This is a genomic window from Micromonospora sp. WMMD1082 (assembly GCF_029626175.1).
Lineage (GTDB): Bacteria > Actinomycetota > Actinomycetes > Mycobacteriales > Micromonosporaceae > Micromonospora.
In genome coordinates this window covers 3,261,336-3,283,979 of the sequence record NZ_JARUBM010000002.1, presented here as the reverse complement: position 1 = coordinate 3,283,979, position 22,644 = coordinate 3,261,336, and the positions used below count along the sequence as shown (strand labels likewise).

Genomic DNA, 22,644 nt, shown 5'->3' with positions numbered 1-22,644 from the left:
GCTGTCTCAGCGTGCCAGAGCCGCCCCGACCCTGGCTACCCGCCGCTGGAATGCGCGCGACCGACCGGCGCCCGCTGGCTCCTGCGCCAGGGGCACGCGCCGTTCGACTGGCACCACCCCCGCGCTAGAAGGCCATGCCCATGAACGCGTTCACGCCGATAGCCGCACGCGGCCGCCACCGAATTCGAAGCGCCGGGTCGCCAAGCGGAAGGGTCGCCGAGTCGACGAACAGCACCTCGTGCCCAGCCAGCAACCACTGAACGCGGGCCTTCTCCACGATTCTTCTTGACTCATCCGTCGTAGGGGAAGATCGAAACCGCGATCCGACGCTCTAGCCCGCGTCGAGCGCGTCTCTGGGCCGAACCCAGCAAGCTGCACGGTCTACCTGCCGCCTGAACTCGACCAGCACCCCGAACTCACCCGACTGATCACCCGCGCCCACGACATCCTCGCCGACTCATCACGGTCCTCCGGCCTCCGCGGCCACCTGTGACCACCGGCAAGCACTAGCCGACCGACTCGCCCCGGCGTTGGCCGACGTGCCCCTAACCGGACTGATGGTCGGTTCGGTGCTGCCCACCGCCACCCATCGCTGTCACGTCCAGGATGCCCGCACTTCAGCTCGCCTACGCCGCCGCCAGCGGCGACCCCGGTGTCGTCGCCGCCGCGCTACGACGAGTGCCCCCAGCCACGCCACCCTGACCCTACGCACGATCGACCTCTGGACCCGGCCGGCGAGGCGAGAGCCGGTGGTGTCTGCCACGGACACGGCCGCGGCTTGCACAGAGACCGTTCACGGCCAGCGATTCCTGCAGTGGGCGAATCCCCCGCGGGCACGAGGGCGTCGTTCGGTAGGCGCTGTCCGGGCGAGGCGGCAGCCGGGAACCGGTCCGCGGGTCTTGTGGCAGAGGTGGCTATGTGCGTAGCTGCCTGATCAGAGGCGGGAGCAGCCGGGCGAGTGTGCCAGCGTGCGCCCACACGTGTGTGGCGACGTCATCATCCGGCAGGTCCAGGCCGGCCGACGCGGCGGTGCCCAGCAGGCGGCGGGTACCGGCGAGCGCGGCGAGCATGGCGGGATAGACGATCGCGTCGATGCGAGTGAGGACGGTGTCGGCGTCGGGGCCGCCGGTGATCCGGGTGAGGGCCCGTTCGGCTAGGTCGGTGTTGCCGGCGGCGAGCGCGGCGACCAGCAGCACCGCTGCCTGCCCGGCCGGATCGCGGGCGGGGATGTACCCGTCCAGGAAACCGGCGATGTCCTCGACGGCCCGGTATCCGCCGCAGACCTCGGTGATGGTGTGCGTGAACGCGTGCGCGTACCAGGCCAGTAACAGCGATACCTGCCGGTCGGACAGGCGCAGCAGGGCGGCGGCGATCTGCTGCTGCAGCCGGTTGTCGCCCTCGCGTGCGGCGGCCCAGATCGCCCTGCGGTACCGTTCGCCGCCGCGCGGCAGCCAGGACAGCCGGCCGACGGCGTCGCGGTCACCGAGCAGGGCAGCGCCGCGCGCCCACGTGTGCAGCACCGCCACCGCGACGACCGGGTCCAGGCCACCGGCGCCGCCCCGGAAGGCGTGCAGGAACGCGGACTGGTTGGGCGGATCCGCGGACAACGCGATCACGACCTGCCGCGAGACGTCCTCCGCCTGAGCGAGCACCGGCCTGCTGTCCACCCACTCATGATATCGACGCACGAGCTACCACCGGCCGCCCCAGAACGAGCAGCCGCATCGATGTATCGGCGTCGGTGCGCCGGTGAGGCAGGCACACCCGCTCCACGACCGCGGGAACATGCCCCGGCCGGTCGCGACGCTTCACCGACCACTTCGGACAGGGGCGTTAGGCGGCCGCGAGTCGGGGCAGAGCGCCACGATTGCCGCGATCGATGCGCGAGGTACTAAGCTCACCGCGACGCCATGCCACGACGCCACATGCACGGGAGGCCATGATGGGCGACACGTTGGACGAGGATCTGGTCGCTCGGCTCAACCCGCACATCCCGCACAGCGCCCGGTGGTGGAACTACCTGTTGGGTGGCAATGACAACTTCGCCGCTGACCGCAAGGTGGGAGACGCGGTCATGGCGCAGATGCCGGAGATCCGTGACATCGCCCGGGCGGGTCGAGGGTTCCTCGACCGGGCCGTGACCTACCTGACCGCCGAGGCGGGGATCCGACAGTTCCTCGATCTGGGCACGGGATTGCCGAGTGCCGGCAACACGCACGAGGTGGCCCAACACGTCGCGCCGGAGTCGAGGATCGTGTATGTGGACAACGATCCGCTGGTGTTGGCCCACGCACGCGCGCTGCTGGTCAGCAGCCCCGAAGGCGCAACCGACTATATCGACGCCGACGTTCGTGACCCGGACACGATTCTTGCGCGGGCCGCCGCCACGTTGGACTTCTCTCAGCCCATCGCGGTACTCATGGTGGGCATCCTCGGCCACATTTCCGACGACCACCAGCCCAGCCCGGCGCAGATCGTCGCCACGTTCCTCGATGCCGTCCCGGCGGGCAGCTACCTGGCGATCAACGACAGTGTCATCACCGCGAAGACGGCCGAGGCGATCGAGACCGCCCGCGACGCCGGCGGCGACTACCACCTGCGCACCGTCGAGGAGATCACGGCGTTCTTCGCCGGACTCGACGTGGTCGCACCCGGCGTGGTGTCCACACCGTTCTGGCGGCCAAAGCCGCACGACAAACCGAAGGAACTGGACGTGTACTGCGGGTTGGCCAGAAAGCCATAACCGGCGGGTCGTGCAGGTAGTCCACGGCGGGAAGGATGGATACCTCGGCCGCAGCGTAGCTGCCCTTCAGCCGATGATGGACAAGGCCTGGCGCCGGGCATTCATCGGCTCCTCGGTGCGGCCCCGTCGCCCGCTGGTTGACCGTCGGCGGACGCTGGCAACTTGCGACCGATACCGCTTCTTGACGTGCCATGAGGATGATGGGCGGATGTCGATCCTTGGCCAGATCAACTGGACCGCTGTCTTCGTCGCACTCCTCGGTCCGCTGTCCGCTCTTGCCGGTGTGGCGATGACTCAACGTGCTACCGGCAGACGTGATGACGCGAGGTGGGAACGCGACCGCGCTGACCGGCGCCGGGAGATCCGCGGCGAGTTGTACGTCGATCTGGCCGAGTACGTGCAAAGCCACCAATCGATGCTGGACGACCTGACCGACGAGTACATCGAAGGTCGAACCCGGATCCCTGACCTGCCGCACCCGGACCGGCTGACTGCCCGGGTGCGGTTGCACGCCACCGAACCGGTCCGGCACGCGTGGACCGAGTTCCTGGAAGCCCACGGGCACACGACGTGGGAAGCGCGTGAAGGCGACGTGCAGATCACCCGACACACGATCATGCTCGACCCGGACAACCCCGCGGTGGTGCGTCTCACCGCGGCGATCCGGTCGGCGCAGACGGCACTGCGCGCGGAGATTGACGCGGACTACCCGCCCGACCGGCGGCCTGCGGCTTCTCCTCGACGATGGCGCAGGGCCAGCGCGTAGCCGGTGTCCGGCCAGGCGTTCGCCTCTTGCGGCGTCGTGGATCCGGTCAGCAGCCCTCAGGTCCCACCATCGAGTTCCCAGGAGATGAGGCAATGGTCGCAAGCGTGCCCGGTGGTCGTCCCCCGCGGGCGTCCGGTAGTCGGGCCACCCGACCCGGTGCGCCGGGGCTGGCCGGCGGCGCCGGTCCGGCGGTCGCCGAGCATCGGGTGGTGGTGCCCCTCGATCATACGGACCCCTCGCGGGGGCGGATCGCGGTGTTCGCCCGCGAGATCTGGGATCCGGCGCGGCCGGACCTGCCGTGGCTGCTGTTTTTGCACGGCGGCCCGGGGCACGAGTCGACGCGTCCGACGTGGTCGCCGGTGAGCCCGCCGTGGCTGGGCCGCGCGTTGCGGGACTACCGGGTCGTGTTGCTGGATGCGCGCGGCACGGGCCTGTCCAGTCCGATCGGATCGCTGACCGGCCCCACCGCCGACACCACCGCCGCGGTACTGACGCGCTACCGGGCCGACGCGATCGTGCGGGATGCCGAACTCGTACGTCAGGCGATCTGCGGTGATCGGTCGTGGAGTGTGCTGGGCGAAAGCGCCGGAGGGTTCGCGCTGCTGACCTACCTGTCGACGGCGCCGCACGCGGTGGCGGAGGCGTTTTTCGCCGGCGGTCTCCCGCCGGTGGGTCAATCCCCTGACGTGGTGTATCGGGCGACGCACGACGGCATGCGGGAGCGCTCGGCCCGCTTCTACGCCCGCTATCCCGGCGACCGCGACCGGGTCGCCCGGCTCCACGCACTACTGGCCGACCAGACCATCGTCCTGCCCGGCGGGGACCGGCTCACCAGCCGGAAGGTGCGGCAGCTCGGCATGCTGCTGGGCGTCGCTGGCGGCGAGCAGCGGCTCCATTTCCTGCTCGAACGCGATCCCACCTCTGCGGCGTTCGCGCACGACGTGGCCGCCGCCACCCCGTGGTCGGCGCGCGACCCCCTGCACACGGTGCTGCACGAGTCCTGCTGGGCCGACGGCGGCGTGACAGCCTGGTCGGCGCAGCGGACTCTGCCCGCCGACTACGACAGCGATGCCACGCTGTGGACCGGTGAGCACGTCTACCCGTGGATGCTCGACCCCGTCGACGGCTACCAAGATCTGCGGCCCTGGCAGGGGATCGCCGAGGACCTCGCGGCACACCACTGGCCGCGACTGTATGACGAGGCACAACTACGGGCATGCGCGGTCCCGTGCGCCGCGGTGATCTACGCCGACGACGCGTACGTGCCGGCGGCGCTGTCCAGACGCACCGCCCACCTGATCCCCGGCATGCGGGTCTGGGACGATCCCACCCACCAGCACGACGGCCTGGACGTCGACGGCGGCGCCATCCTGGACTGCCTGATCACCATGATCCGCAGCTGACACCTCCGCCCTGGTCGACCGGCACACCGCGGCCGACCGACAGGTTCACGGTGCAGACCTGGCTGCCCGCGCAGCCCGGGCGCGACGCAGTGGCTCGGCGATGGCGTCGAGGATGCGTCGTGTGTCGGCGCGGGAGGCCGCCTGCCGATATGAGTGGTCGAAGGCGCGCGTGTAGCCGTTGACGATCTCCGGATCCTCGACGAGCGCCCCGTCCTCGGGCGGGCTGGCGACGTAGACCACATCCGGATCGATCTCGGATCCGGTCTCGTGCATCGAGAACGGGCCGACGAGGACGGAGTCGGCGGCGGTGCCGCGTGTGAGCAGCACGAGGTCAACTTCGGGCAGCCGCGACAGGATCAGCTCGATCTGGTCGAGCATGACCTGCGCGCTTCTCACGACGGTCAGCGCCCACTCGTCGAGCACGACCCGCACGCGGCCGGGACGTGGCTGCGCGAAGACGCGGCGCTGCCGGGCCATGGCCAGCCGCACCCGGGCCTCGGCCGCGGCGTCGCCACCGCGACGTCGCGGTCCCGCGGCCTGCAGCAGGCGGGCGTACTGCTCGGTCTGCAGCAGCCCGGGAATCACGAACGGATGGTATTCACTGACACGTATCGCATCGTCTTCGAGACCGAGGAAATCCATGTAGGCAGCTGGCACATCGTCGCGGTACGCAGCTGCCCAATGGGGCCGCAGTGCCCGCCTCGCCAGCTCCACCAGCGGCGCCGCCTCGGCCTCGCCAACCCCGTAGAACTGAAGCAGGTCCCGCAGATCCCGAACGCCGATGTTGGTCACACCGCACTCAATCCGGGCCATTTTGGACTGAGACCAGCGCATCACACGGCACACATCGTCCTGAGAGTGCCCACCATCGACCCGTAGTTGACGCAACAGGAAGCGGATGCGGCGGCGAATCGTGGTCGGTCCCGGCCCGCTCGCCGTCATATCCGCACCCTCCGAGCGGGCATCTACAGAAGGCACTGCCAAGTCCTCCAACTCGTGGAATGAGGTGTATCGGTCTCCGCAACGGTGGTTATCGAGGGCGCCGGCAGGCAAGCTCCGTGAGTGCACCCCATGTGGTGGGCACAGGGAGACGGAACGGTTCGGGGGCTTGCCCGCCGGCGTCGACGCCCTCGTTGACGGTCGGCAGCAGCGGTGTGCCCGGGTTGGCACGCCAGGCCATCTCGGCGACAGCATGCAGGCCGCAGCCCTCCGAATGGAGGGACCGACGCGGTCGAGGTCAACTAACTGCCGCGACGGGCAGGAGCTGCGGGAACGGGCGACGGCTGAATCGGATCGAGGATTCGATGTCGCGGCTCCCGGGCGACCTCGCGCGGTAGACCGTTGGGCAGGGCACCTCCTCCATGTGGCTCTGCCCGGCGGCGTGTCGGGGCACGGCGATTGATGTCCGGGGATCACCGAAGATGACCGGTCGTCCTCTCGAGGCGGGCCCCAGGCCGGTGACGGCACCGTCGGGTACCTCCAGCGGTCAACGGCCCCGGGCCCAGAACACGCCGGCGGGCGTGTGGTCGCTGGCGAACCGGGCTCGCGCCGTGTTGTGCACCTCGTAGCGGGTGACCCGCTTCATCATTTCGCCGGTGGCGTGGATGTAGTCGATGCGGCGATCGATGCCGAGCGCATCGGTGGGGTTGGTGCCCGGCAGTCGGTGTCCACTCGGCACCGATGGTGGGAGCGACGTCGTGTAGCCCACCGGCGGCCAGGATCCGGGCCGCTTCGCGGTCGGCCTGATGCGCGACGATCTCACCGCGCTCGTCGGTCGTCCAGGTACAGGTGTGCACAAAACCGGGCTGCCACGGCCGGCTGGCGTACGGATCGTCGTCGTAGAAGCGGTACCCGCCCATACCGTCGGGCACCCGCGCGAATCCGATGGTGTTGCCGTCGCTGCCCACCAACCCCAACCCGTCCAACGGCATCGCGGAGACGACCCGCTTCGCTTCGCTGGCCCGGCGTGGCTGCCCGATGGGGCAGTAGTGCCCGGACGCGACCGTCATCCGCTCGCCGCCGATGGTCAGGTCCACCTTCGTTAGCGAGTGGAAGAAGTCGCTGCCCCCATACACCCGGAAGCTGTCCGGATGCACACGGACGCTGGTGTCGCGTGCCCACAGCAAGCCGGTCGCGAACCGGTTGCCGCCGGCTCCACCGGCGTACACCGGCCGGTCGGAGGCGGCCTCACCGGGGCCACCGGCGGATACCGTGGCCGTCATCCCGGTCAGGTCGGCCAACCGCGCCATCTGCGCCATCGCGGCTGCCTGACTCGCTGCGGTTACCTCCTGCACCGCGATGACCGTGGCCCCCAACTCGCGGATCACGTCGACGACGGCCGCGTACCGGTAGGTGTCGGTGTCGGTGTCGGTCGACAGATAGTCCTTCAAGTTCCAGGTGTAGAAGCTGTACTCGCGGTCTGACATGTACGTCGACTCCTTCCAGTGGACGAGAGGCCGGCTGCTTGCGGGGCCCGGTGTCGGTCCACTAGTCAGGCACGGCCGTAGGGCTGTCGTGGGTCTGGCGACGGGCGCCGCCGGAAGCCGCCCGCCGGAGGGCCATCCCGATGCCTCCCCGACTGCGGGTCGCCGATGTCGCAGTGATCGTGACCCTTGATGCACCAGTCCGGTTCGGCTGCAGTTCCGTCCGCTCCGGCGGGTGGTGAATGCCGACGGCGCAGGCGGGCGGGTAGGCCGACCACGCCATCGAGCAGCGCTTCCGCCTGTTCGCGGCGCTGATCTCTTGCGGACGGTGAAGTCGCGCGCGAGCGTGAGGACCACCGGCATGCTTACCTGGTCATCACCCGGCACGCCGGCACCTGGAGCTGCACAACCGCCCGGCAACCGGCGCACGGAGGCCAGATTCATCGCCCGCCGCCGATGTGCCGGGTGTCGACGGTGAACATCCTCGGGAGATGGTCCGAGATGGCCCTGGTCTGCGGGGTGTCCACCACCCAGTGGTCCTTCAGCGCCTCCACCACCCCGGGAGTCACGAAGCCCTCATCGATCAGCCGAGCGCCGTAGTCGGTGCCCCTCATCGTCGGCGGGGGCTCGTGGCCGGTGCTGGTCTGGGTCAGCGGCCGGCGCAGCGCCGCTCCCACAGACACCAGTCCGGCGTCCACCAGCACCTGCCCGGGAGCGCGGCTCAGCGCCAGCCGCGCCTGCGCCGCGGTGAGGCCATCGGGCATCACCGGGTCGGGATGCCAGTACCCACCATCGGCCGCCCGGTCTGCGGGCAGCCAATTCCAGTCCCCACACACCAGGGCACACTCGTCGTCGCCGCCGGCCACCTCCGCGGCCACCACCTGCGCCTCGCTCACCCGCTGCGCTTCGACGATGTTCTCGTCGCGGCCCACCCGCGGCGGCCCGTGGTACACCCAGCATCCGAAGGTCGGGCCGCCCGCGCGCAGGGTCACCCCGTGCAGGGCGTGCCACAGCCTGTCCGGACTCGCACGCCGGGCCGAGCCCCGCCGCATCACCACCGGGCTCCGCCAGCCGACGCACGTGGCGAGCTGAGCGTGGTTGCCCTCCACCCCCACCGCCGCATCCAAACCGGCGGCGCGCACCATCCGGGCGGCTACCGCCTGCGCCCGCTCGCCGGCCGGCACGAACAGCTCCTGCGCGAACAGGATGTGCGGCCGGTATTGCCGCACGACGTCCACCGCGGCCCGGTGCCGGGCCGCCTCGGCCGGGTCGTGCGCGCGTTTGCCCCAGTCACCCAGGTTGTACGTCATGACGCGCAGCAGCATCATCTGCCTCCACAATGGCCAGCTGGTGGTGTGGTGCGCGACGCTCCGGTGACCCGGGCACCGCTGTCCGGTCGGTGTCGGTAGGGGCAGCCATCGGCGGCGACGCGCGCGCTGACCTGCCGGCCGCCGCCGGCGTCTTCGGTTCGCCGCGGTTGGTCGACGCGGATCCGCTCAGATCTGCCGGTAGGCCCGGGTGGGCCGACGATGGCGCGGCGCCAGATGCGGCGCGCGATGTCCTGGTATGCGCCGCTGGTGGTGTCGGCCGGCGCGTCGGCGCGGCAGTCGGCCATGCGGGTCAGGGCCGAGCCGGCCGCGGCCGGTGGTGCGCTGGTCGCGGTCGCAGCCACGACTGTCGGTGCGGGTGGGGCGGCCGTGGTCCGCCGCTGCCGGGCGACGTCAACCGGCGCCGCCAGCAACTCGTGAGTGATGTGCTGCTGTCCGACCGGGTCCGCCACCAGCCGCGGGCCGGGGACGGCGGTGACGGACCCGGCCGGTGGCGTGGCAGCGGCGGCTACCTCGCCGGCCTGCGGGTGCGAACGGCAGCGTGGTTGAGGGACACGCAGTCCTCGCCACCAACGGCTCCCGCCCGTATCGGGCCGGAATGTGGCGCACACGTCCGGCGGGCGCACGGTAGCCCTGTGGGTCATTGGTAGTCGAACATCTTGCTGCGGTCGATGTCGTCGGTGTCGATCACGGTACGAGTGCCGTCGTGGTCGCTGGCGCGTGCCGGCGTGCCGAGCCGCGCGTATTCCTTTACGGCGTCGGCCATCGGTTCGGAAACCAAGGTCAGGTCGATCCGGTCATCCGACGCGGTGTGTTCCAGCAGACTCTCATCGCCGGTCTTCCTCGCCAGGTGCAGGGCGACGTCGATGAAGCCACGTCGCTCGATGGCTTTCGCGATGTCACGGTTGGGCCGTAGGCCGGTCCCGTTCTCAGAGGGCAGGGTCCGTGAGGCTTTGTTGTAGACACGCATCTTCGAGTAGTCCGGCTCCGGGCCGTCAGCTGGCGCAAAATTCACGTCGCCAAGGGCGACGACGAGCGATCCGTTTTGGTAGCCGCGGGTGACGACCAGCTCAGCCTCCGCGAGGGCGGCCGTGGCACTGTACGGGGTCAGATGCAACCCAACGAACGTAATCGGCTGTTCCAAACCCTCTACGTCGAAACTCACGGTGGTAAAGCCGTTTACCGTGTGCCCGGAGAAGTCGTGGTTGGTGTAGCGCAACGGACCCATGGTGTCCCACCGGGCCAAGATCAGCGACCCGTTGTCTTCCACGGTACGCGGCGGCGGCGGGACAGCGTACATGTCGAGATCCCTCATCGCCCGACCGACCCGCCAATGATCGCCCGTCGTCCAGCCCCGCGTTTCGTTGAGGACCAGCACGTCCGGTTCTGCGGCAGCGAGCCGCTCCCGCAGCAACGGCCACCGGTCTTCCCATTTCCCGTCCTTGTCGGTGAATCCCCCGTGCTGAATATTCTGCCCGACAACTGTGATCAGCATAACGATCTCCTCCTCGTTCGATCTCTTCGTGGGTTCCCTACGGTGTGCGCTGTTCGCCGGCCGTCCTATCGAGATAGGTGAGGGCCGACACAGCGACCGACACGTGGCTGGTGATCTCCCCGCCCATATCGGATGGCGGCGTATCCGGTGACCGCCCGCGGGCCCGGTGGCGGCGATCGCCCCCGTTGAAGAGGTCGACGTGGCGGGTTATCCATGCCGGCTCGCGTTGGTGTCGGAATGAGCGGGCCGCAGACGCGATGGGGATGTGTTCGCGCCGACCGGTCGCCCGACGCCGGCCGGCACGCCGGTGTAGCAGTAGTCGTGTCCCTTGGTGGTGCAGTCACGGCGGATCCGGGCCAGGTGCAGCCTCATCGCGGTCGTCGCCGGCCGACGGTCGCGATGCACGGCGCGGTGGGTGGAGGTGTCGGCGTGCAGGGCGTGGGCTGTCTGGCAGTGGCCGAGGCGGTGCAGCATCAGCGCGATGCTGGCGCGGGTGGCCAGGGTGCGGTGACCCTGCGGCCCGTCCGTGACGACCAGGTGCTCGGCGAGTCGCCCGTAGCGGTGCAGGGCTTGCTGGTACTGCCCGACGACGCGGTGTGCGGCGGCCTGTGCGTGGGTGTCGTCGGGTGCCGGCGCGGCGGGGTCGACACCGGCCAGGACGAGACGCAGCAGACGCACCGCCTGGTGAGGGTTGCCGGACACGACGCGGCGAGCCGTGGCGAGACGACGGACGTGGCCCGTCGCGGGCGAGGCGGGTGCGGTGCGCCAGGTGAACCGGGGCGTGGCGGCGGTCGGCCCGACGGTGACGGCGGCCAGGACCCGGCTGGCATGGGTGGCGGCCTGGTACGGGTCCGTGCCCGGCGGCAGGAGCCGGGGCGCCTGCCGCAGGATCTCCCGTCCGACGATGCCGGTGATCTGGAGACCGTTCAGGGACTTGCGGCGGCAGCCGGGCCGGCACTGGTAGCCCAAGACGGTCGGGTGGTCGGTGCGGGTCATGGGTTGCCGGCGCAATGCGCAGTGCAGCAGCCCGTCCGGCAGATACCCCTCGATACCGCGAATGTCTAGGGTGGTCGGGGGTGTCACGGCGACATCCGTCCGCGGTTGCCGGCCGTCTCGGCAGCGGAACGCGCGTCACCGCCGGCCCCGCTGGCAGCCCGCATCGGGCACAGCGTCTGCCCGCCGGGCACCGTGAACTGACGTCCGGCGGTGTAGCCGGCGCTGGCGAACAGGTCCCGCCCGCCTGGCAGGACAACGGTCCACGACGGCGCCTCGACGCTGTCCATCCGGCGACACACGTGATCGAGCAACGCCCGACCCCATTCGACGCCCTGGGCCGACGGACGTACGGCCAGACACACCACGTGATGGTGCGGCTCGGTGGGACGGTGACTCAGGATGAGGGCATCCACCAACGCGACGTGGGCCGCGTGCTCATCAGCGGCGTCGACGACACGACCGCCGTCCATCTCCGGTGGTGGTATCGCCCGGTACCGGTGCAGACGCACCACGACAGCGGCCACACCCTCGGTGCCGTCGGCCAGATACACCTCGCCGTGCACGAACGCGTGCTCGACCCAGATCGCGGCCACATCGGCCACCACACGGCCGCGCTGCGTCGCCTCGGGCACCAGCCACTCGACCAACGCGCTGGGAAGCAGCGCGTCAGCAATCACCGCCGTCACGGCCGCATGCTCCGCCCACCGGGCGGCCCGGATCCGGCTCACGGCCCCTCCTCACCGTTGACCACCCCGACCACCTCGTCGGAATCGGCTGCGTCCGGGATGCTCCGCCGCGGATCGGCGGCGGGCCTTCTGCGGCTCGGGGACGCCGATGGCTGCCCGGACCGCGCGTAGAGGCACCCTCCCTGCCACCCTGCCGACACACGACCCAGCGCAGTGCTCACCGCGGCCTCCCACGGCGGCCGGCACGATGGCCAATGCCCCGTGCCCAACGGCCCGTACGACGACTGGCGCACCACGACCGCCCTAGGCGTACCGCTGCCCGCGCAGCGGATGACCGGCATGCGGGCCGCCGCGCCCGCGTACGCCGGGAGCACGCCGGGCGGCACCGTGCCCGCCGCCAGGTCGGTGCCGGAGGTGGCGGCCGGTCGCCTGCGCGACACCGGCGCTGCGAGGTTGTCGGTGACAGTGCTGTGCATGATCGTCCTCGGGTGTGCCGTAGGAGATGCCCGGCGACGACGGGAACAGCGGGATGAGTCGTCACCGGCCGCTGCCTGGGCGACCGGTCAGGCTGCCGCTGCCACTGCGGGCCGCCCGACGTCACTGCGGCCTCTGGGCGATGGTGGAGGCGAAGCGGTAGCCCTCGACGACGACGCCGGGGTCGACCATCAGCTCCCCGAACTGCTTGAGGTCACCGGCGGTGAGGTCGTCTCGCAGAAGCTGGTCGCGCAGCGCAGCGGCATGTGCGGCCATCAGCAGGCAGCCCGGGCCGCCGCCGCTCCACGTCTCAGCACGGCTACGGCCGTAGACATTCCGCATACCAGCGTCCAGGAGCACCGCGAGAGCCTTCTCACCCCAGCGCAGGTCGACGCCACCATCGGCGACAGTGGCGAGAATGGCGTGAATGACCTGGACGATCAGGTCGGCGTCTGACGGCGCCCGGTGAACCAGGACGCGGCCGTGGATAATGTCACCGAGCACCAGCCACCCACCAGGACGCAACAGTGTGATCGCCTCGTCGACGACACGGACCGGGTTCGGCAGATGCGCCCACGCGTTGCGGGCATGGACAAGGTCCACCGTGCCGGGCATGATCGGCAGACCCAGACCCGCCCGCAGATCACGCTGATGCACATCGACGATGTCGGTGGTATCGAGCAGACGGGTGTCGTCGACCGCGATCACCCTGCCGGTGACGCCGACCCGCTCGGCGAGGAACCGGGTGATCGAACCCGCGCCGGCACCGATGTCCATCACCCGCTGACCCGGCCAGACACCCACACGCGACAAGTCGCGACACGTGAACGGGTCGTACACCAGCTGCATCAGCTCGTCGCTACGAAACCGGTAGTGCGACGGTGCGGCGATCATCAAAAGCCTCCCGGAGAGGTGGGGTGTTGGCTCGGCGCGGGCGGCCGGCCGGCGGGGCCGTGGCCGGCGGGTCGGTGGCGAGGCGGTGTGCGGCCGTCACCGGCGGGTTCCGGTCGCTGGTGGCTCGGGTGATGGAACCCGCGCCCGCGCCGATGTCCATCACCTGCTGCGGATCTGGTAGCGCCGTGCTGCGGCGATCATCGAAGGTCTCCTCGAAAGGGGTGCGCGGAAGAAGAGTGGGTTGTGGGCGGCGTGCCCGTCACGCGAGCCCGCCCCGGACGCGCCCGGGCCTATTCCGGGCGCGGGGGCGTGTCGCGTCGCCGGCGAGGCGGTGGACGGTCCTCACCGCCGGCCCCGCACATCGGAAGCGGCGTCCCCGCAGGCCGCCGGCACACGTCCGAGACGACGGTGGCTGGTTCACGGCGCCTCCCAGGGCGAGCGTGCCGCTGGCGTGGGCTGACCCGCGCGGCGGGCCTCCAGGCTTTCGGGGTGTTGGCTCGGCGCGGGCGGCTGGCCGGTGGGGCGAGGGCGGCGGTGGGTGCAGACCCTCCGGTGCCGGTCGCAGGGCGCGCGTGCGGCGGCGGCGCGCACCTGCTCGGCGAGGCCCACGGCGCGGGCGCGGGCTACCGCCTGTAGGAAACACTGCGCGGCGCGGGCATCGAGGCAGTCTCGGTACATGCAGGCCCGCCGCGTGAGCAGCTTGACCATGAGGTGATCCGGGCCGCTCTGCTGTTCCTGCAGCACCGCGCCGAGCTCGGCATGGGCTGTGTCGCAGTCGCCGCTGGCGTGCAGCACCACCGCGAGGTCCGCGCGGGCCGCCAGCGTACGCGGCGCGTCAGGCCCGTCCAGGCGGGTGAGCGCCGCGGTCAGGTCCCGGTAGTGAGCGGCGGCGGCCCGGAGCTGACCCGTCGCGTGCAGAGACGCCGCGAGGACGCCTAGGATCCGCACCGCCACCGGGTCGTCCGGTCCACGCCCGTGCCGGGGCCGTGCCCATCTCGCCCACGCCAGTCCGACCTCAGGATGTCCCGCGCTGGTGAGGACATGGGCGTAGAGGACGGCCGCGTCGACCGCCGCGGACGACACGGCGGCGCGGTCCATGTTGGCGAGGACAGACCGCAGGCACCCGGCGGCCCTCGGCAGGTCACCCACCGCGACCAGCTCTTCCGCCCGTTCGACCGCACGTGCGATCCGTGCCGCGCCCGGGCCGTCATCCTGAGGCGCGGCTGGCACGGCGCGGTGCTCGTGCGGTTGGGTGGATTGCCGGTCGGTGATGGCGGTGCCGCGTTCGGTGTCCGCGCCCGCAGCGGTAGCGGCGAGACAGTCAGGGCGCTCGGACGCGGGTGGGAGAGGTTCGCGAGGTGCGTGGACGGTCGCGGCGGTGCGGGCATCGACCACTCCGACCACCCGGTCGCGAGCACGTGCGTCTGGGGTGACTCGCGGCGGATCGGCGGCGGGCACATGCGGTGCCACGGCGACCCGAACGCCGCCCGGTTCGTGTCGCGGGGTCACGCCGGTTCCCGCTCGACATCGGCTGGCGCGGGCGTACGCGGGCCCGCGGCCTCACTGGCCTGGCTTTGGCTCCTGACATACGCGGTGATCGCCGCGATCCGGTCGACGACCGGGGGATCATGTGCGAAGAGCCGCTCGATTCGGGGTGGGTTGGGGTCGGCCTGGCTTACCCGCGCTGTCTCTCGCCAGTACTGCTCCAGCGATTCGGGATCATCGGTCACGGTGAGCGCATACCAGTCGGCGTACGCCTCCCTGCGTCGCCATACCCACGCCAGCACCGGGTTCAGCCCTTGCGCGCCAGCGAGGAACAACAGGAACAGTAGCCCCAGCGCGTCGGGGTCGGTGGCAGACTCCACACCAGACAAGCTCAGCAGCCACGCCCAACCACTGAGCAGGTAGATGCCGCACAACGCGATGCCGACCCTCAGCCCCATGAGGACGTGATGCGAGCTGGCGTCCTGGTGCCTGGCGTGCGCCAGCTCGTGGACGACCACCGCGGCGATCTGGTCGTCGGCACCGCGGACCGTCGTGCTCGCCGAACGCGTTGCGGCGGCCTGGCGCAGCAGAGTGTCCGCGAGCACGATCCGCCACGGGCCGTATCCGATCACCTCAGCCTGCAGTCCTTTTGGCCAATAGGTGCGCGTGACATACACCTCAGTGACGTTGACGCCGTTCTGCTCAGCCAGTCTGAACAGACGCTCACGCAACTCGCCGTGCGCGAGAGGCGTGGCCTTCGTCAGCCGTGGCAACCGCCAAGAAAAGAAAAACCTGACCGCAATCGACATGATCGTCGTTCCCACGAACGCCCATAACCACCACCAGTCCGGCGTGAGAGCGACAGCGGCATACCAGACCCCCAGGACCAGTCCGAGGCCAGTCACATCGAAAAGGCATTTCCGGGCGGTGGTGCTGATCCAATCCGGCCACCCCTGCCCGGAGAAGCGGTAACGGACGAGGAGCCGCTGCTTCGCAATTTCGTGCGGTAACCCGACGATGACGAGAATGAAGTTGAGCACGAGGAAGCCCGAGACAAGTTGCGCCGTAGGCGAATCGCCCAGTGGTCGGATAAGAGCCGGCCCTAGCGGCGTCAGTCCCAGCAGCACCAGCACACCCACCGGCAGGAGAGCCCACTCGCGGCAACGGCGCAACTCCTGATGCAGCGCCGTGGTCCTGCCCTGCCAGGTGTCCACCAAACTCACTGCCGCTGCCCGGTCCTGCCTCGACACCGGCAGCCCTACCCGAGGGGTCAACGTCGCGACTCCCACGGCAAAAGCCACCACCAGCACCACAAGCCCGTAACCGGCAGCCGCGTACGGAGACGGCGCGACGAGCACCGCCGACGCCAACGCCGCAGCCGACACACAAGCAAGAACAGCCATCCGCCGCCCGGCGGGCCTACGCTTCAACCCCAATTCAACATTCTCCAATCACGTCGAATTTCCTGTCGCACTTCAGCACCGCGATCAGGGTCAACAGCGTCCGCCACCAGAGAATCCGCCGAGTGATCCGGTGGTATGCGGTACCGGCGGGCGGTAACAGACGAGGATCCCCCGCGGACCAGGTCACCGCCGCACAGCGCGATGCCGAGTTCGGGGTGCAGGATCTGAACGGAGGCCACACCGTCGTGCGGCGTGGCGGCCCATCCGCCGGCGACCGCGTCGGCGGGGGCAGTCATGCCGGCGAGGACGCCGGCCAGCGTGACCGCCACGATGATCGACCGTGGTAACAGGCCGATGCTGCCGAGGTACTGGTGGTGGGCCACCAGCGTGCTGTCGTGGCCGCGTCGCTGGTTGCCAGGGTGCACGGCGGTGCGGAGGCGAGTCACGTCGGGCTCCCGGCCGTCTCGTCCTCGCCTCGCTGTGTGGCCGGTGTGGTGGGGGCGGCGCTCGTGGCCGCTGGCGTGGTGGTGAGGACCTGTCCGCGGGCTACGACGCGCACGATCAGCACGTAGACGGCGATCGCGGTGCCGATGATGACGGGCCTGGTCCAGGGTCCGGTGACGATGGTCCTCATGCCGAGGAGGTCCCAGGCCAGCACGTCCAGGACGTTGAAGGCGGTGTGGAAGGCGCAGGCGGCCTCGATGCCGCCGGTGCGGACGGTGATCCAGCCGAGGGCAAGGCCAAAGCACAGCATCTGCACGGTGCGCGGGTGGAAACCGACTTTGCTGCCGTGCAGCGCGGTGAAGACCGCGGCTTGAACGGCGATGGCCGGCCAGGGTGAGCGGGTGATCCGTCCGACGGCCTGCAGGACAGCACCACGGGTGACGAACTCTTCCGCCGCGGCCTGGCCGATGATGGGCAAGAGCAGAATCGGCCCGATGATGATGAGACGGGCAGCAAGGTCATCGGGCACTGCGAGTATGGGCAGCACCACCTGAAGGTCCAGCCGTCCATCGGCGACCGCCAGCGCCGTAGGCGCGATGATGGCGAGCATCGCGGCGCCGGCGCAGACCACCGCGATGCCGGTGCAGAGCAGCAACCATGGCCAGCGTAGGCGGCCCGTGACGCTGCACAGCGTACCCACTCGGCGGGCCTCACCCCAGCGGACGATGAGTAGCGCCACCGGCAGGATGCTGGCGGTAGCGAGGAACGACATGATCAGCGGAGTGAAACCACCGAGGATCGGCAGGTCCAGCGGCAGGTGTTGACGCAGCAGCCTGGCGGGGTACACCGCGACCTGAGTGCTGATCAGCACCGCGATCAGGGTCAGTAGCGTCCGCCACCACGGGATCCGCTGGGTGATCCGGTGGTAGGCAGTACCGGCGGGGGGTGCGTGCACGCGCATCGTTAGCGGGTCCTTCGTACGGCGAAAATTTCGTGGACAGGGCGGTAGGTCACGGGCAGGCACGGCCCTGGGCACCGTGTCGGGCGGCGGCGGGTTCCCGACGTGGTGCCGCCGGCGGCGTGCCGGGCGGACGCAGCGCTGGTGAGCCGCCGGTGGCCGGGGCTGTCGGTGCGGGCGGTGTGGTGGGCCTGCCGTTGTGGGTGACGGTGGCGTCGGGGATCCAGTTCACGGCGGCGCGTAGGGCTCCCGGGTGGTCGGTGTGGGCGACGTCTACCGGCAGATCCGACGGCGTAACGGTGCCGTGGGGTCGAGGCCGAGTTGCGGTGGGTCGCTTGGCGGTGGTCCCGCCGTCCCGCCGCACTAGCTCGGTATCCGATGGGCGTCGAAGGCCGGCAGGAACGGTCATGACACGAAAGCCTCAGGATGGGTGGCTTTCCACTCGCGCCACCGCGGCGATGGGTCGCTTTCTGGTCCGCTTCCGTGGATTCGGTCCATCAACGCCGGCAGGGACAGCGGTCCGGGGATGCCGTCGTCGTGCGGGCTACCGCGCAGCGCCGGGGGTGTGACCGAGAACGGGTGGCCGGCCTCGTGGAGGCGTCGGCGATACCCCCAGTCGTCCTGCGCCCACTTGTGGAAGACCACTCCGTTTGCGGTTCCATCCACGTCGAGTGGCAGGCGTTCCATCCGCTCCCGGGTGCTAGGACGGTAGTGGACGTCCTTGTACTGCTGCAGGAATGAGGCGAGCAGTACCTTCTCCTGATCGGTGGGACGTGCCTCCGAGCCCAGGTGGAATGCCACCAGGTATGACCAGGTGGGAGACACATGGGTTACCGCGGCGATCCGGTATCGCGTGAGCGGGTCATCTCGCAGTGCGTCCGCACCGAACAGCCACGGCCGCGACTCACGTTCTGGGTGCAGCAATGCGTGTCCTTCCTCTCGCTGGTTGTCCCGCGGTTGCGCTCCTGTCGCCCGTGACGATGGGCGAGCCGACCTGGCGCGTACCCCGCTGACGTCGGGATTCATGTCGGCCTTTGTCATGCGGGCGGTCTCCTGCCGGTGGTGGCCAGCGGTGCGGCACGGGTAGCGGGGGGCTGCTGGACGGGTGTGGTGATGCCGTCGGCATCAGCTGGGCTCGGTGGGCGTGTCGAGGTGCCGGTGGCCGCTGGCGGCGCAGTCGCGGCGGATGCCGGCCAGGTGCTCGGTCATGCGGGCGGTGCTGCGGTGGCCGGGGTGCTCGCGCTGGTGGGTGGTGATGGTGTCCGCGAGCAGGGTTTGAGCGGCGTGGCAGTGGCCGAGGTGGTACAGGACGAGGGCGATGGTGGCGTGGGTGGCGAGGGTGCGGTGGGCGTAGGGGCCCTCGGTCTCGGCCAGCAGGTCGGCGAGCTGCTGGTAGAGGTGCAGGGCGCGTTGATGGTTCCCGGCGCGGTGGTGGGCGGTGGCGAGCAGATGCAGGCTGGCCAGGGTGCCGGGGTGGTGGGCGCCGTTGAGGTGGTTCAGGCTGTGGTGGGCGTAGGTGGCCCAGCCGATCGCGTCACGCGGTTGGCCGAGGGTGAGGTGCACCTGGGCGCGCAGCGCAGCGGTGTCGGCGTACCCCGGATCGGGTAGCGCACTGCGGGGGTTGACGCCGCTGAGGCAGGAACAGAGCAGGTGCAGGGCCCGGTGCGGATCGCTGGCGGCGAGGCCGCGGGCCGCGGCGAGTCGCTGTCGGTGGGTCGTTCCGAGCGGGTCCGGGGCGGCGGGGGCGGCGTGCCAGGCGAGGGTGATGTCGGTGGCGGTGGCGCCGACGGTGACGCGGGTCAGGACGCGGCGGGCGTAGGCGGCGGCCAGGCGCGGGGGTGTCGGGGTGCCGGTGATCGGGACGATCCGGGGGGCGTGTCGCAGGATCTCCCGGCCGACGGTGTCGGCGAGGACGCCGGCGTCGATGAGTCCACGGCGGCAGTCGGGTCGGCACTGGTAGCCCGGCTCGGCCTCGGGGCGCTCGGTGTGGGTCATGTTCTCGTCGCAGCGTCCGCAGTGCACCAGGCCGTGTGGCAGGTACGTCGCGTCCGGTAGGTCCCGCGCGGTGTCGGTGGCTAGTGGGGGCATGGCGGCTACACCTGCGCGTCGTGCCCGCGTGGGCCGGCCGGGCCGGCGACGGCGGTGGTTAGGGTCGTGGCGTGGTGGACGGCACGGCCCGTGGGGTGCGGGGTCGGGCCGTCGGGCAGCGTGATCCGCGGCTGGTCGGTGTAGCCGTGACAGGCGAGCAGGTTCCGCCCGGCGGGCAGGTTGCCGGTCCAGGACGGCAGCTCGATGCGGGCCAGCCGACCGCGCAGGTGCGCGACCAGTGCCCCACCCCGCCCTGCTCGCTGCTCTGAGGAGCGCCCGGCGAACAGGGCGAGGTCGTAGTGGGCATCGGCGGGCCCTTGGGCGGCGATGAGGGCGTCGATCTGGGTGACACGTCCGGTGTGCGCTGCGGCGGCCTCGGCGAGACGCGACGCGTCGTCGGCCGCGGCGACGCTGTCTGTCTCCGACCACCGCGCCGGGCGGATACGGTCGGTCACGTGGCGCTCCCGACCGTCTCGTCGCCGCGCCGGATGAGCGTGGTCGCGTCGGCGGGTGAGCTATCCCGGCGTGCGGGGGTGGCAGGCGTGGTGGTGGTGACGCCGTATAGCCGGGCGACCACGCTGATGCTGGCGGTGTAGAGGGCGACGATGGCGCTGATGAACAGGGCCTGGGGCCAGGTGGCCGTGATGGCGGACTCGGTGGGATCGGGGGCGCCGCCGCCGAGGATCACGGCCGGGATCGCGACGGCGGCGTTGTAGACGACGTGGAAGGCGAGGGCGGCTTCCAGCCCGCCGGTACGCACCGTGATCCAGCCGAGGGCGATGCCCATGCTGAGCACGCCGACGGTGCCCAGGAGTCACCGATGCCGTGCAGCGCGGTGAAGACCAGAGCCTGGACGGCGATGGCGGGCCAGGCTGAGCGGGTGAAACGGCCGACCGCCTGCAGGACGATGCCGCGGCTGACGTACTCCTCCGCGGCGGCTTGGCCAAGGATGAGGCACAGCAGGATCGGCAGGACGGTGAGGCGTCCACCGAGACCCTCCAGGCCCGCAGACGACCCTCCGCCGGAGGGTGGTGGTGCGCTGCCGGTGACGGACAGGAATGTCAGGACGACCGCGCTGCCGACCACCGCGCCGATGACGCTCGCCACCGCGAGGAAGGCGCAGAAGCACAGCCACCCCCACCGGAGCCGACCCGTGACGCTGGACAGCGTGCCGACGCTGCGGCCCTCACCCCGGCGCACGATCAGCAGGGCCACCGGCAGGACGCAGCCGACCGCGACGAAGGACAGCGCGAGCGCGGTGAAGCCGCCGAGGATCGGTAGGCCCTCCGGCGCCACACGCGCACTGACGAGCACGGCGGGAAGCATCGCGAACTGGGCGCCGATCAGCACCGCGAACAGCGTCAGCAGCGTCCGCCACCACGGGATCTCCCGGGTGATCCGGTGATAGGGCGTATCGGCGGGCAGCAGCATGGGCATGGATTGCAGGTCCTTCTGGTATCGAGAGGGAACGGGTTTTACGGCAGGGTGAGGCTCGGCAGGACGTCAGTGCTGCCGTCCGCGGCCGACAGGCTGATCACGAGATACCGCACAATGCAGTGCAGGCACGGAACAAGCGTCTGGGCCCTGGCCACGACCTCGCCCGCGACCACGGCGGGATCAGGCAGGGTGACGGGCACGCCGGCGACGTAGAGGCGCAACACGATCGATGCGACGACCGCGAACAGGCTGAGCAAGGCGGGTGAACCCTTCAAATCATGTGCCGCATGGCGGCGTGTGGGGCTGGTGGAGGGCCAGCGGGGCGGGTGGCGCTCGCTGGTGGCCGTGAGCGGGGTGTCGCTGGTGGCCCAGGGGTGGCCGGCGGCAGCGGACGGGGGGCCGCTGCCGCCGGCCGGGACCGGCCGCTTCCCTCCCCAGAGCGGCGGCCGGTCAGCTCGTTACCGGTTCGCGGCTCCCGGTGGCTGTGGTGGGTGCGTGGAGTCGGTGCTGGCGTGACCGCGTCCGAGGTGCAGGTAGGTGTAGGGCGAGTCGCCGGTGATGGTGTCGGCCGGTGTCGCGCCGATGGTGTCGGCGAGCAGCAGCAGACGCTGCGGCGCGGTGAGCCCGTCAGCCGTGACCGCCCCGGGTGGGCCGGCCGGCGCCGTGGTGGCCGGCGTGCTCGCGGTATCCGAGCCGGCTGCCCTGGTGTGCTGGCAGGCGGTGAGCATCAGAGCGCTGAGCAGCGCGGCCAGCGGCCGGCGGAGAGTCGTCAGATACGTCATCAGTGGCCTGGATCTCCGCTCACCTTGCGGGCGTGGATGAGCCGGGTCGCCCACGGACGCAGGAGCACACGGTGGTCAGCCATCAGGGCCGTGAACCGGGTGGCGTCGGCGTCGGTGACCCCGGCCAGGGCCGGTCGCAGGTACGTGACGATGTCGGCGAGCAGGCGGCAACCGTCGCCGCCGCCGGTCCAGGTTTCGGCGGTGGTGTGGACGCACTGCTGCGTGAGGCCGTTGTCCAGCAGCAGGGCGTCGGCGTCGGCGGTCCAGGTCCCGCCGTCGCGGCCGGTGATGATGCCGTGGACCTGCCGCAGGACGGTGTGGATCAGGTTGCCGGATTCCTCGTCTGGTGCCAGGTACACCCGGGGCGGGGTCGACGCGACGACGTCGGCCAGGACGAGCCAGCCGTCCAGCCGCAGCCGGACGATCATCTGCTCCAGCACGTCGGCCGGATCGCGCAGCGCGCCGTGCGGCCAGCGGGCGACGACGACATCGAAACCGCCTGCCGTACCGGGCAGCAGCTCGCGGTCCAGATCACGCCGGTGCACGTCGACGACGCTGGTCGGGGTCAGGTGACTGACGTCGCGGTCCACGGCGGTGACCGCCCCATACCGGCCCACCTGCGCGGCCAGGCGGGCGGTGACGCTACCGATGCCCGCACCGATCTCCAGCACCTTGTGGTTGGTCTTGATGTCGCTCATCCGGTCCAGGTAGTTCTCGATGCCGCGGTCGAGCACTCGGTGCAGCGGCCCTGGTGGGGCGGGCAGTGTCGTTGCAGTCATGGTTTCTCCGGTTGTCGGTGAGGCTGTCGGCAGGGCTGCTGGTGGTGCTGGTCTGCCCGG

At 70.7% G+C, this 22,644-nt stretch carries 25 protein-coding genes; 4 read left to right on the top strand and 21 right to left on the bottom strand.

Annotated elements, in window-relative coordinates:
* Positions 1-124: 124 nt before the first annotated feature.
* Positions 125-277, bottom strand: coding sequence for a hypothetical protein (locus O7615_RS15145; protein ID WP_278178231.1), 153 nt, complete (start codon positions 275-277; stop codon positions 125-127).
* A gap of 637 nt (positions 278-914) precedes the next feature.
* Positions 915-1,667, bottom strand: a complete 753-nt coding sequence (locus O7615_RS15140; RefSeq protein WP_278178230.1) for a hypothetical protein — start codon at positions 1,665-1,667, stop codon at positions 915-917.
* A gap of 275 nt (positions 1,668-1,942) precedes the next feature.
* On the opposite strand from O7615_RS15140, the gene O7615_RS15135 reads away from it, so the two are divergent.
* The 3 genes from O7615_RS15135 to O7615_RS15125 all read left to right on the top strand — a co-directional run bounded on the left by O7615_RS15135 (position 1,943) and on the right by O7615_RS15125 (position 4,912).
* On the top strand, positions 1,943-2,743 hold the full coding sequence (locus tag O7615_RS15135) for an SAM-dependent methyltransferase (protein ID WP_278178229.1): 801 nt from the start codon (positions 1,943-1,945) through the stop codon (positions 2,741-2,743).
* 73 nt (positions 2,744-2,816) lie between these two features.
* A complete protein-coding gene (locus O7615_RS15130) occupies positions 2,817-3,509 on the top strand; it encodes a hypothetical protein (protein WP_278178228.1) in 693 nt (230 codons plus the stop codon).
* Between the two features lie 92 nt (positions 3,510-3,601).
* Positions 3,602-4,912: an alpha/beta fold hydrolase gene (locus tag O7615_RS15125; protein WP_278178227.1), complete on the top strand. Its 1,311-nt coding sequence runs from the start codon at positions 3,602-3,604 to the stop codon at positions 4,910-4,912.
* Between the two features lie 45 nt (positions 4,913-4,957).
* Here the strand turns inward: O7615_RS15125 and O7615_RS15120 are convergent, their stop codons facing one another.
* The 3 genes from O7615_RS15120 to O7615_RS15110 form a co-directional block, all read right to left on the bottom strand.
* Positions 4,958-5,854 carry a helix-turn-helix transcriptional regulator gene (locus O7615_RS15120; protein WP_278178225.1) on the bottom strand — a complete coding sequence of 299 codons (897 nt, stop codon included), beginning with the start codon at positions 5,852-5,854 and terminating at the stop codon, positions 4,958-4,960.
* 470 nt (positions 5,855-6,324) lie between these two features.
* On the bottom strand, positions 6,325-7,338 hold the full coding sequence (locus O7615_RS15115; RefSeq protein ID WP_278178224.1) for a hypothetical protein: 1,014 nt from the start codon (positions 7,336-7,338) through the stop codon (positions 6,325-6,327).
* Between the two features lie 437 nt (positions 7,339-7,775).
* The gene (locus O7615_RS15110; protein WP_278178223.1) at positions 7,776-8,663 is read right to left on the bottom strand and encodes an endonuclease/exonuclease/phosphatase family protein; all 888 of its coding nucleotides are present in this window, start codon (positions 8,661-8,663) and stop codon (positions 7,776-7,778) included.
* Between the two features lie 201 nt (positions 8,664-8,864).
* Between O7615_RS15110 and O7615_RS15105 the strand changes: the two genes are divergently transcribed.
* Positions 8,865-9,083 (top strand): hypothetical protein, encoded by a 219-nt coding sequence (locus O7615_RS15105; RefSeq protein ID WP_278178222.1) that lies wholly within the window; start codon positions 8,865-8,867, stop codon positions 9,081-9,083.
* A 220-nt stretch (positions 9,084-9,303) separates the two neighbouring features.
* On the opposite strand, the gene O7615_RS15100 is transcribed toward O7615_RS15105, so the two are convergent.
* The 16 genes from O7615_RS15100 to O7615_RS15025 all read right to left on the bottom strand — a co-directional run bounded on the left by O7615_RS15100 (position 9,304) and on the right by O7615_RS15025 (position 22,584).
* Positions 9,304-10,158: an endonuclease/exonuclease/phosphatase family protein gene (locus O7615_RS15100; RefSeq protein ID WP_278178221.1), complete on the bottom strand. Its 855-nt coding sequence runs from the start codon at positions 10,156-10,158 to the stop codon at positions 9,304-9,306.
* 207 nt (positions 10,159-10,365) lie between these two features.
* The gene (locus O7615_RS15095; RefSeq protein ID WP_278178220.1) at positions 10,366-11,241 is read right to left on the bottom strand and encodes a tetratricopeptide repeat protein; all 876 of its coding nucleotides are present in this window, start codon (positions 11,239-11,241) and stop codon (positions 10,366-10,368) included.
* Positions 11,238-11,882: an N-acetyltransferase gene (locus O7615_RS15090; protein ID WP_278178219.1), complete on the bottom strand. Its 645-nt coding sequence runs from the start codon at positions 11,880-11,882 to the stop codon at positions 11,238-11,240. Before O7615_RS15090 ends, O7615_RS15095 begins: the two co-directional genes overlap by 4 nt.
* A gap of 555 nt (positions 11,883-12,437) precedes the next feature.
* Entirely contained in the window at positions 12,438-13,208 is a 771-nt protein-coding gene (locus O7615_RS15085; RefSeq protein ID WP_278178218.1) for a methyltransferase domain-containing protein, read from the bottom strand.
* A 417-nt stretch (positions 13,209-13,625) separates the two neighbouring features.
* Positions 13,626-14,438: a tetratricopeptide repeat protein gene (locus O7615_RS15080; RefSeq protein ID WP_278178217.1), complete on the bottom strand. Its 813-nt coding sequence runs from the start codon at positions 14,436-14,438 to the stop codon at positions 13,626-13,628.
* Between the two features lie 275 nt (positions 14,439-14,713).
* Positions 14,714-16,063 (bottom strand): M48 family metalloprotease, encoded by a 1,350-nt coding sequence (locus O7615_RS15075; RefSeq protein WP_278178216.1) that lies wholly within the window; start codon positions 16,061-16,063, stop codon positions 14,714-14,716.
* Positions 16,064-16,119: 56 nt separating this feature from the next.
* On the bottom strand, positions 16,120-16,542 hold the full coding sequence (locus O7615_RS15070; protein WP_278178215.1) for a hypothetical protein: 423 nt from the start codon (positions 16,540-16,542) through the stop codon (positions 16,120-16,122).
* Entirely contained in the window at positions 16,539-17,501 is a 963-nt protein-coding gene (locus O7615_RS15065; RefSeq protein ID WP_278178214.1) for a type II CAAX endopeptidase family protein, read from the bottom strand. The genes O7615_RS15070 and O7615_RS15065 overlap by 4 nt, the downstream gene beginning before the upstream one ends.
* A gap of 402 nt (positions 17,502-17,903) precedes the next feature.
* Positions 17,904-18,422: a hypothetical protein gene (locus O7615_RS15060; protein WP_278178213.1), complete on the bottom strand. Its 519-nt coding sequence runs from the start codon at positions 18,420-18,422 to the stop codon at positions 17,904-17,906.
* Positions 18,423-18,623: 201 nt separating this feature from the next.
* Complete coding sequence (locus tag O7615_RS15055) at positions 18,624-19,586, bottom strand: tetratricopeptide repeat protein (protein WP_278178211.1); 963 nt, start codon at positions 19,584-19,586, stop codon at positions 18,624-18,626.
* Positions 19,587-19,591: 5 nt separating this feature from the next.
* Positions 19,592-20,041, bottom strand: a complete 450-nt coding sequence (locus tag O7615_RS15050; protein WP_278178209.1) for a hypothetical protein — start codon at positions 20,039-20,041, stop codon at positions 19,592-19,594.
* Positions 20,038-20,373 (bottom strand): hypothetical protein, encoded by a 336-nt coding sequence (locus O7615_RS15045; RefSeq protein ID WP_278178208.1) that lies wholly within the window; start codon positions 20,371-20,373, stop codon positions 20,038-20,040. Before O7615_RS15045 ends, O7615_RS15050 begins: the two co-directional genes overlap by 4 nt.
* Entirely contained in the window at positions 20,271-21,023 is a 753-nt protein-coding gene (locus tag O7615_RS15040) for a CPBP family glutamic-type intramembrane protease (protein WP_278178207.1), read from the bottom strand. The genes O7615_RS15045 and O7615_RS15040 overlap by 103 nt, the downstream gene beginning before the upstream one ends.
* 38 nt (positions 21,024-21,061) lie before the next feature.
* Complete coding sequence (locus O7615_RS15035; protein WP_278178205.1) at positions 21,062-21,280, bottom strand: hypothetical protein; 219 nt, start codon at positions 21,278-21,280, stop codon at positions 21,062-21,064.
* A 201-nt stretch (positions 21,281-21,481) separates the two neighbouring features.
* The gene (locus tag O7615_RS15030; protein ID WP_278178204.1) at positions 21,482-21,805 is read right to left on the bottom strand and encodes a hypothetical protein; all 324 of its coding nucleotides are present in this window, start codon (positions 21,803-21,805) and stop codon (positions 21,482-21,484) included.
* A complete protein-coding gene (locus O7615_RS15025) occupies positions 21,805-22,584 on the bottom strand; it encodes a methyltransferase domain-containing protein (RefSeq protein WP_278178203.1) in 780 nt (259 codons plus the stop codon). Before O7615_RS15025 ends, O7615_RS15030 begins: the two co-directional genes overlap by 1 nt.
* Positions 22,585-22,644: the final 60 nt, after the last annotated feature.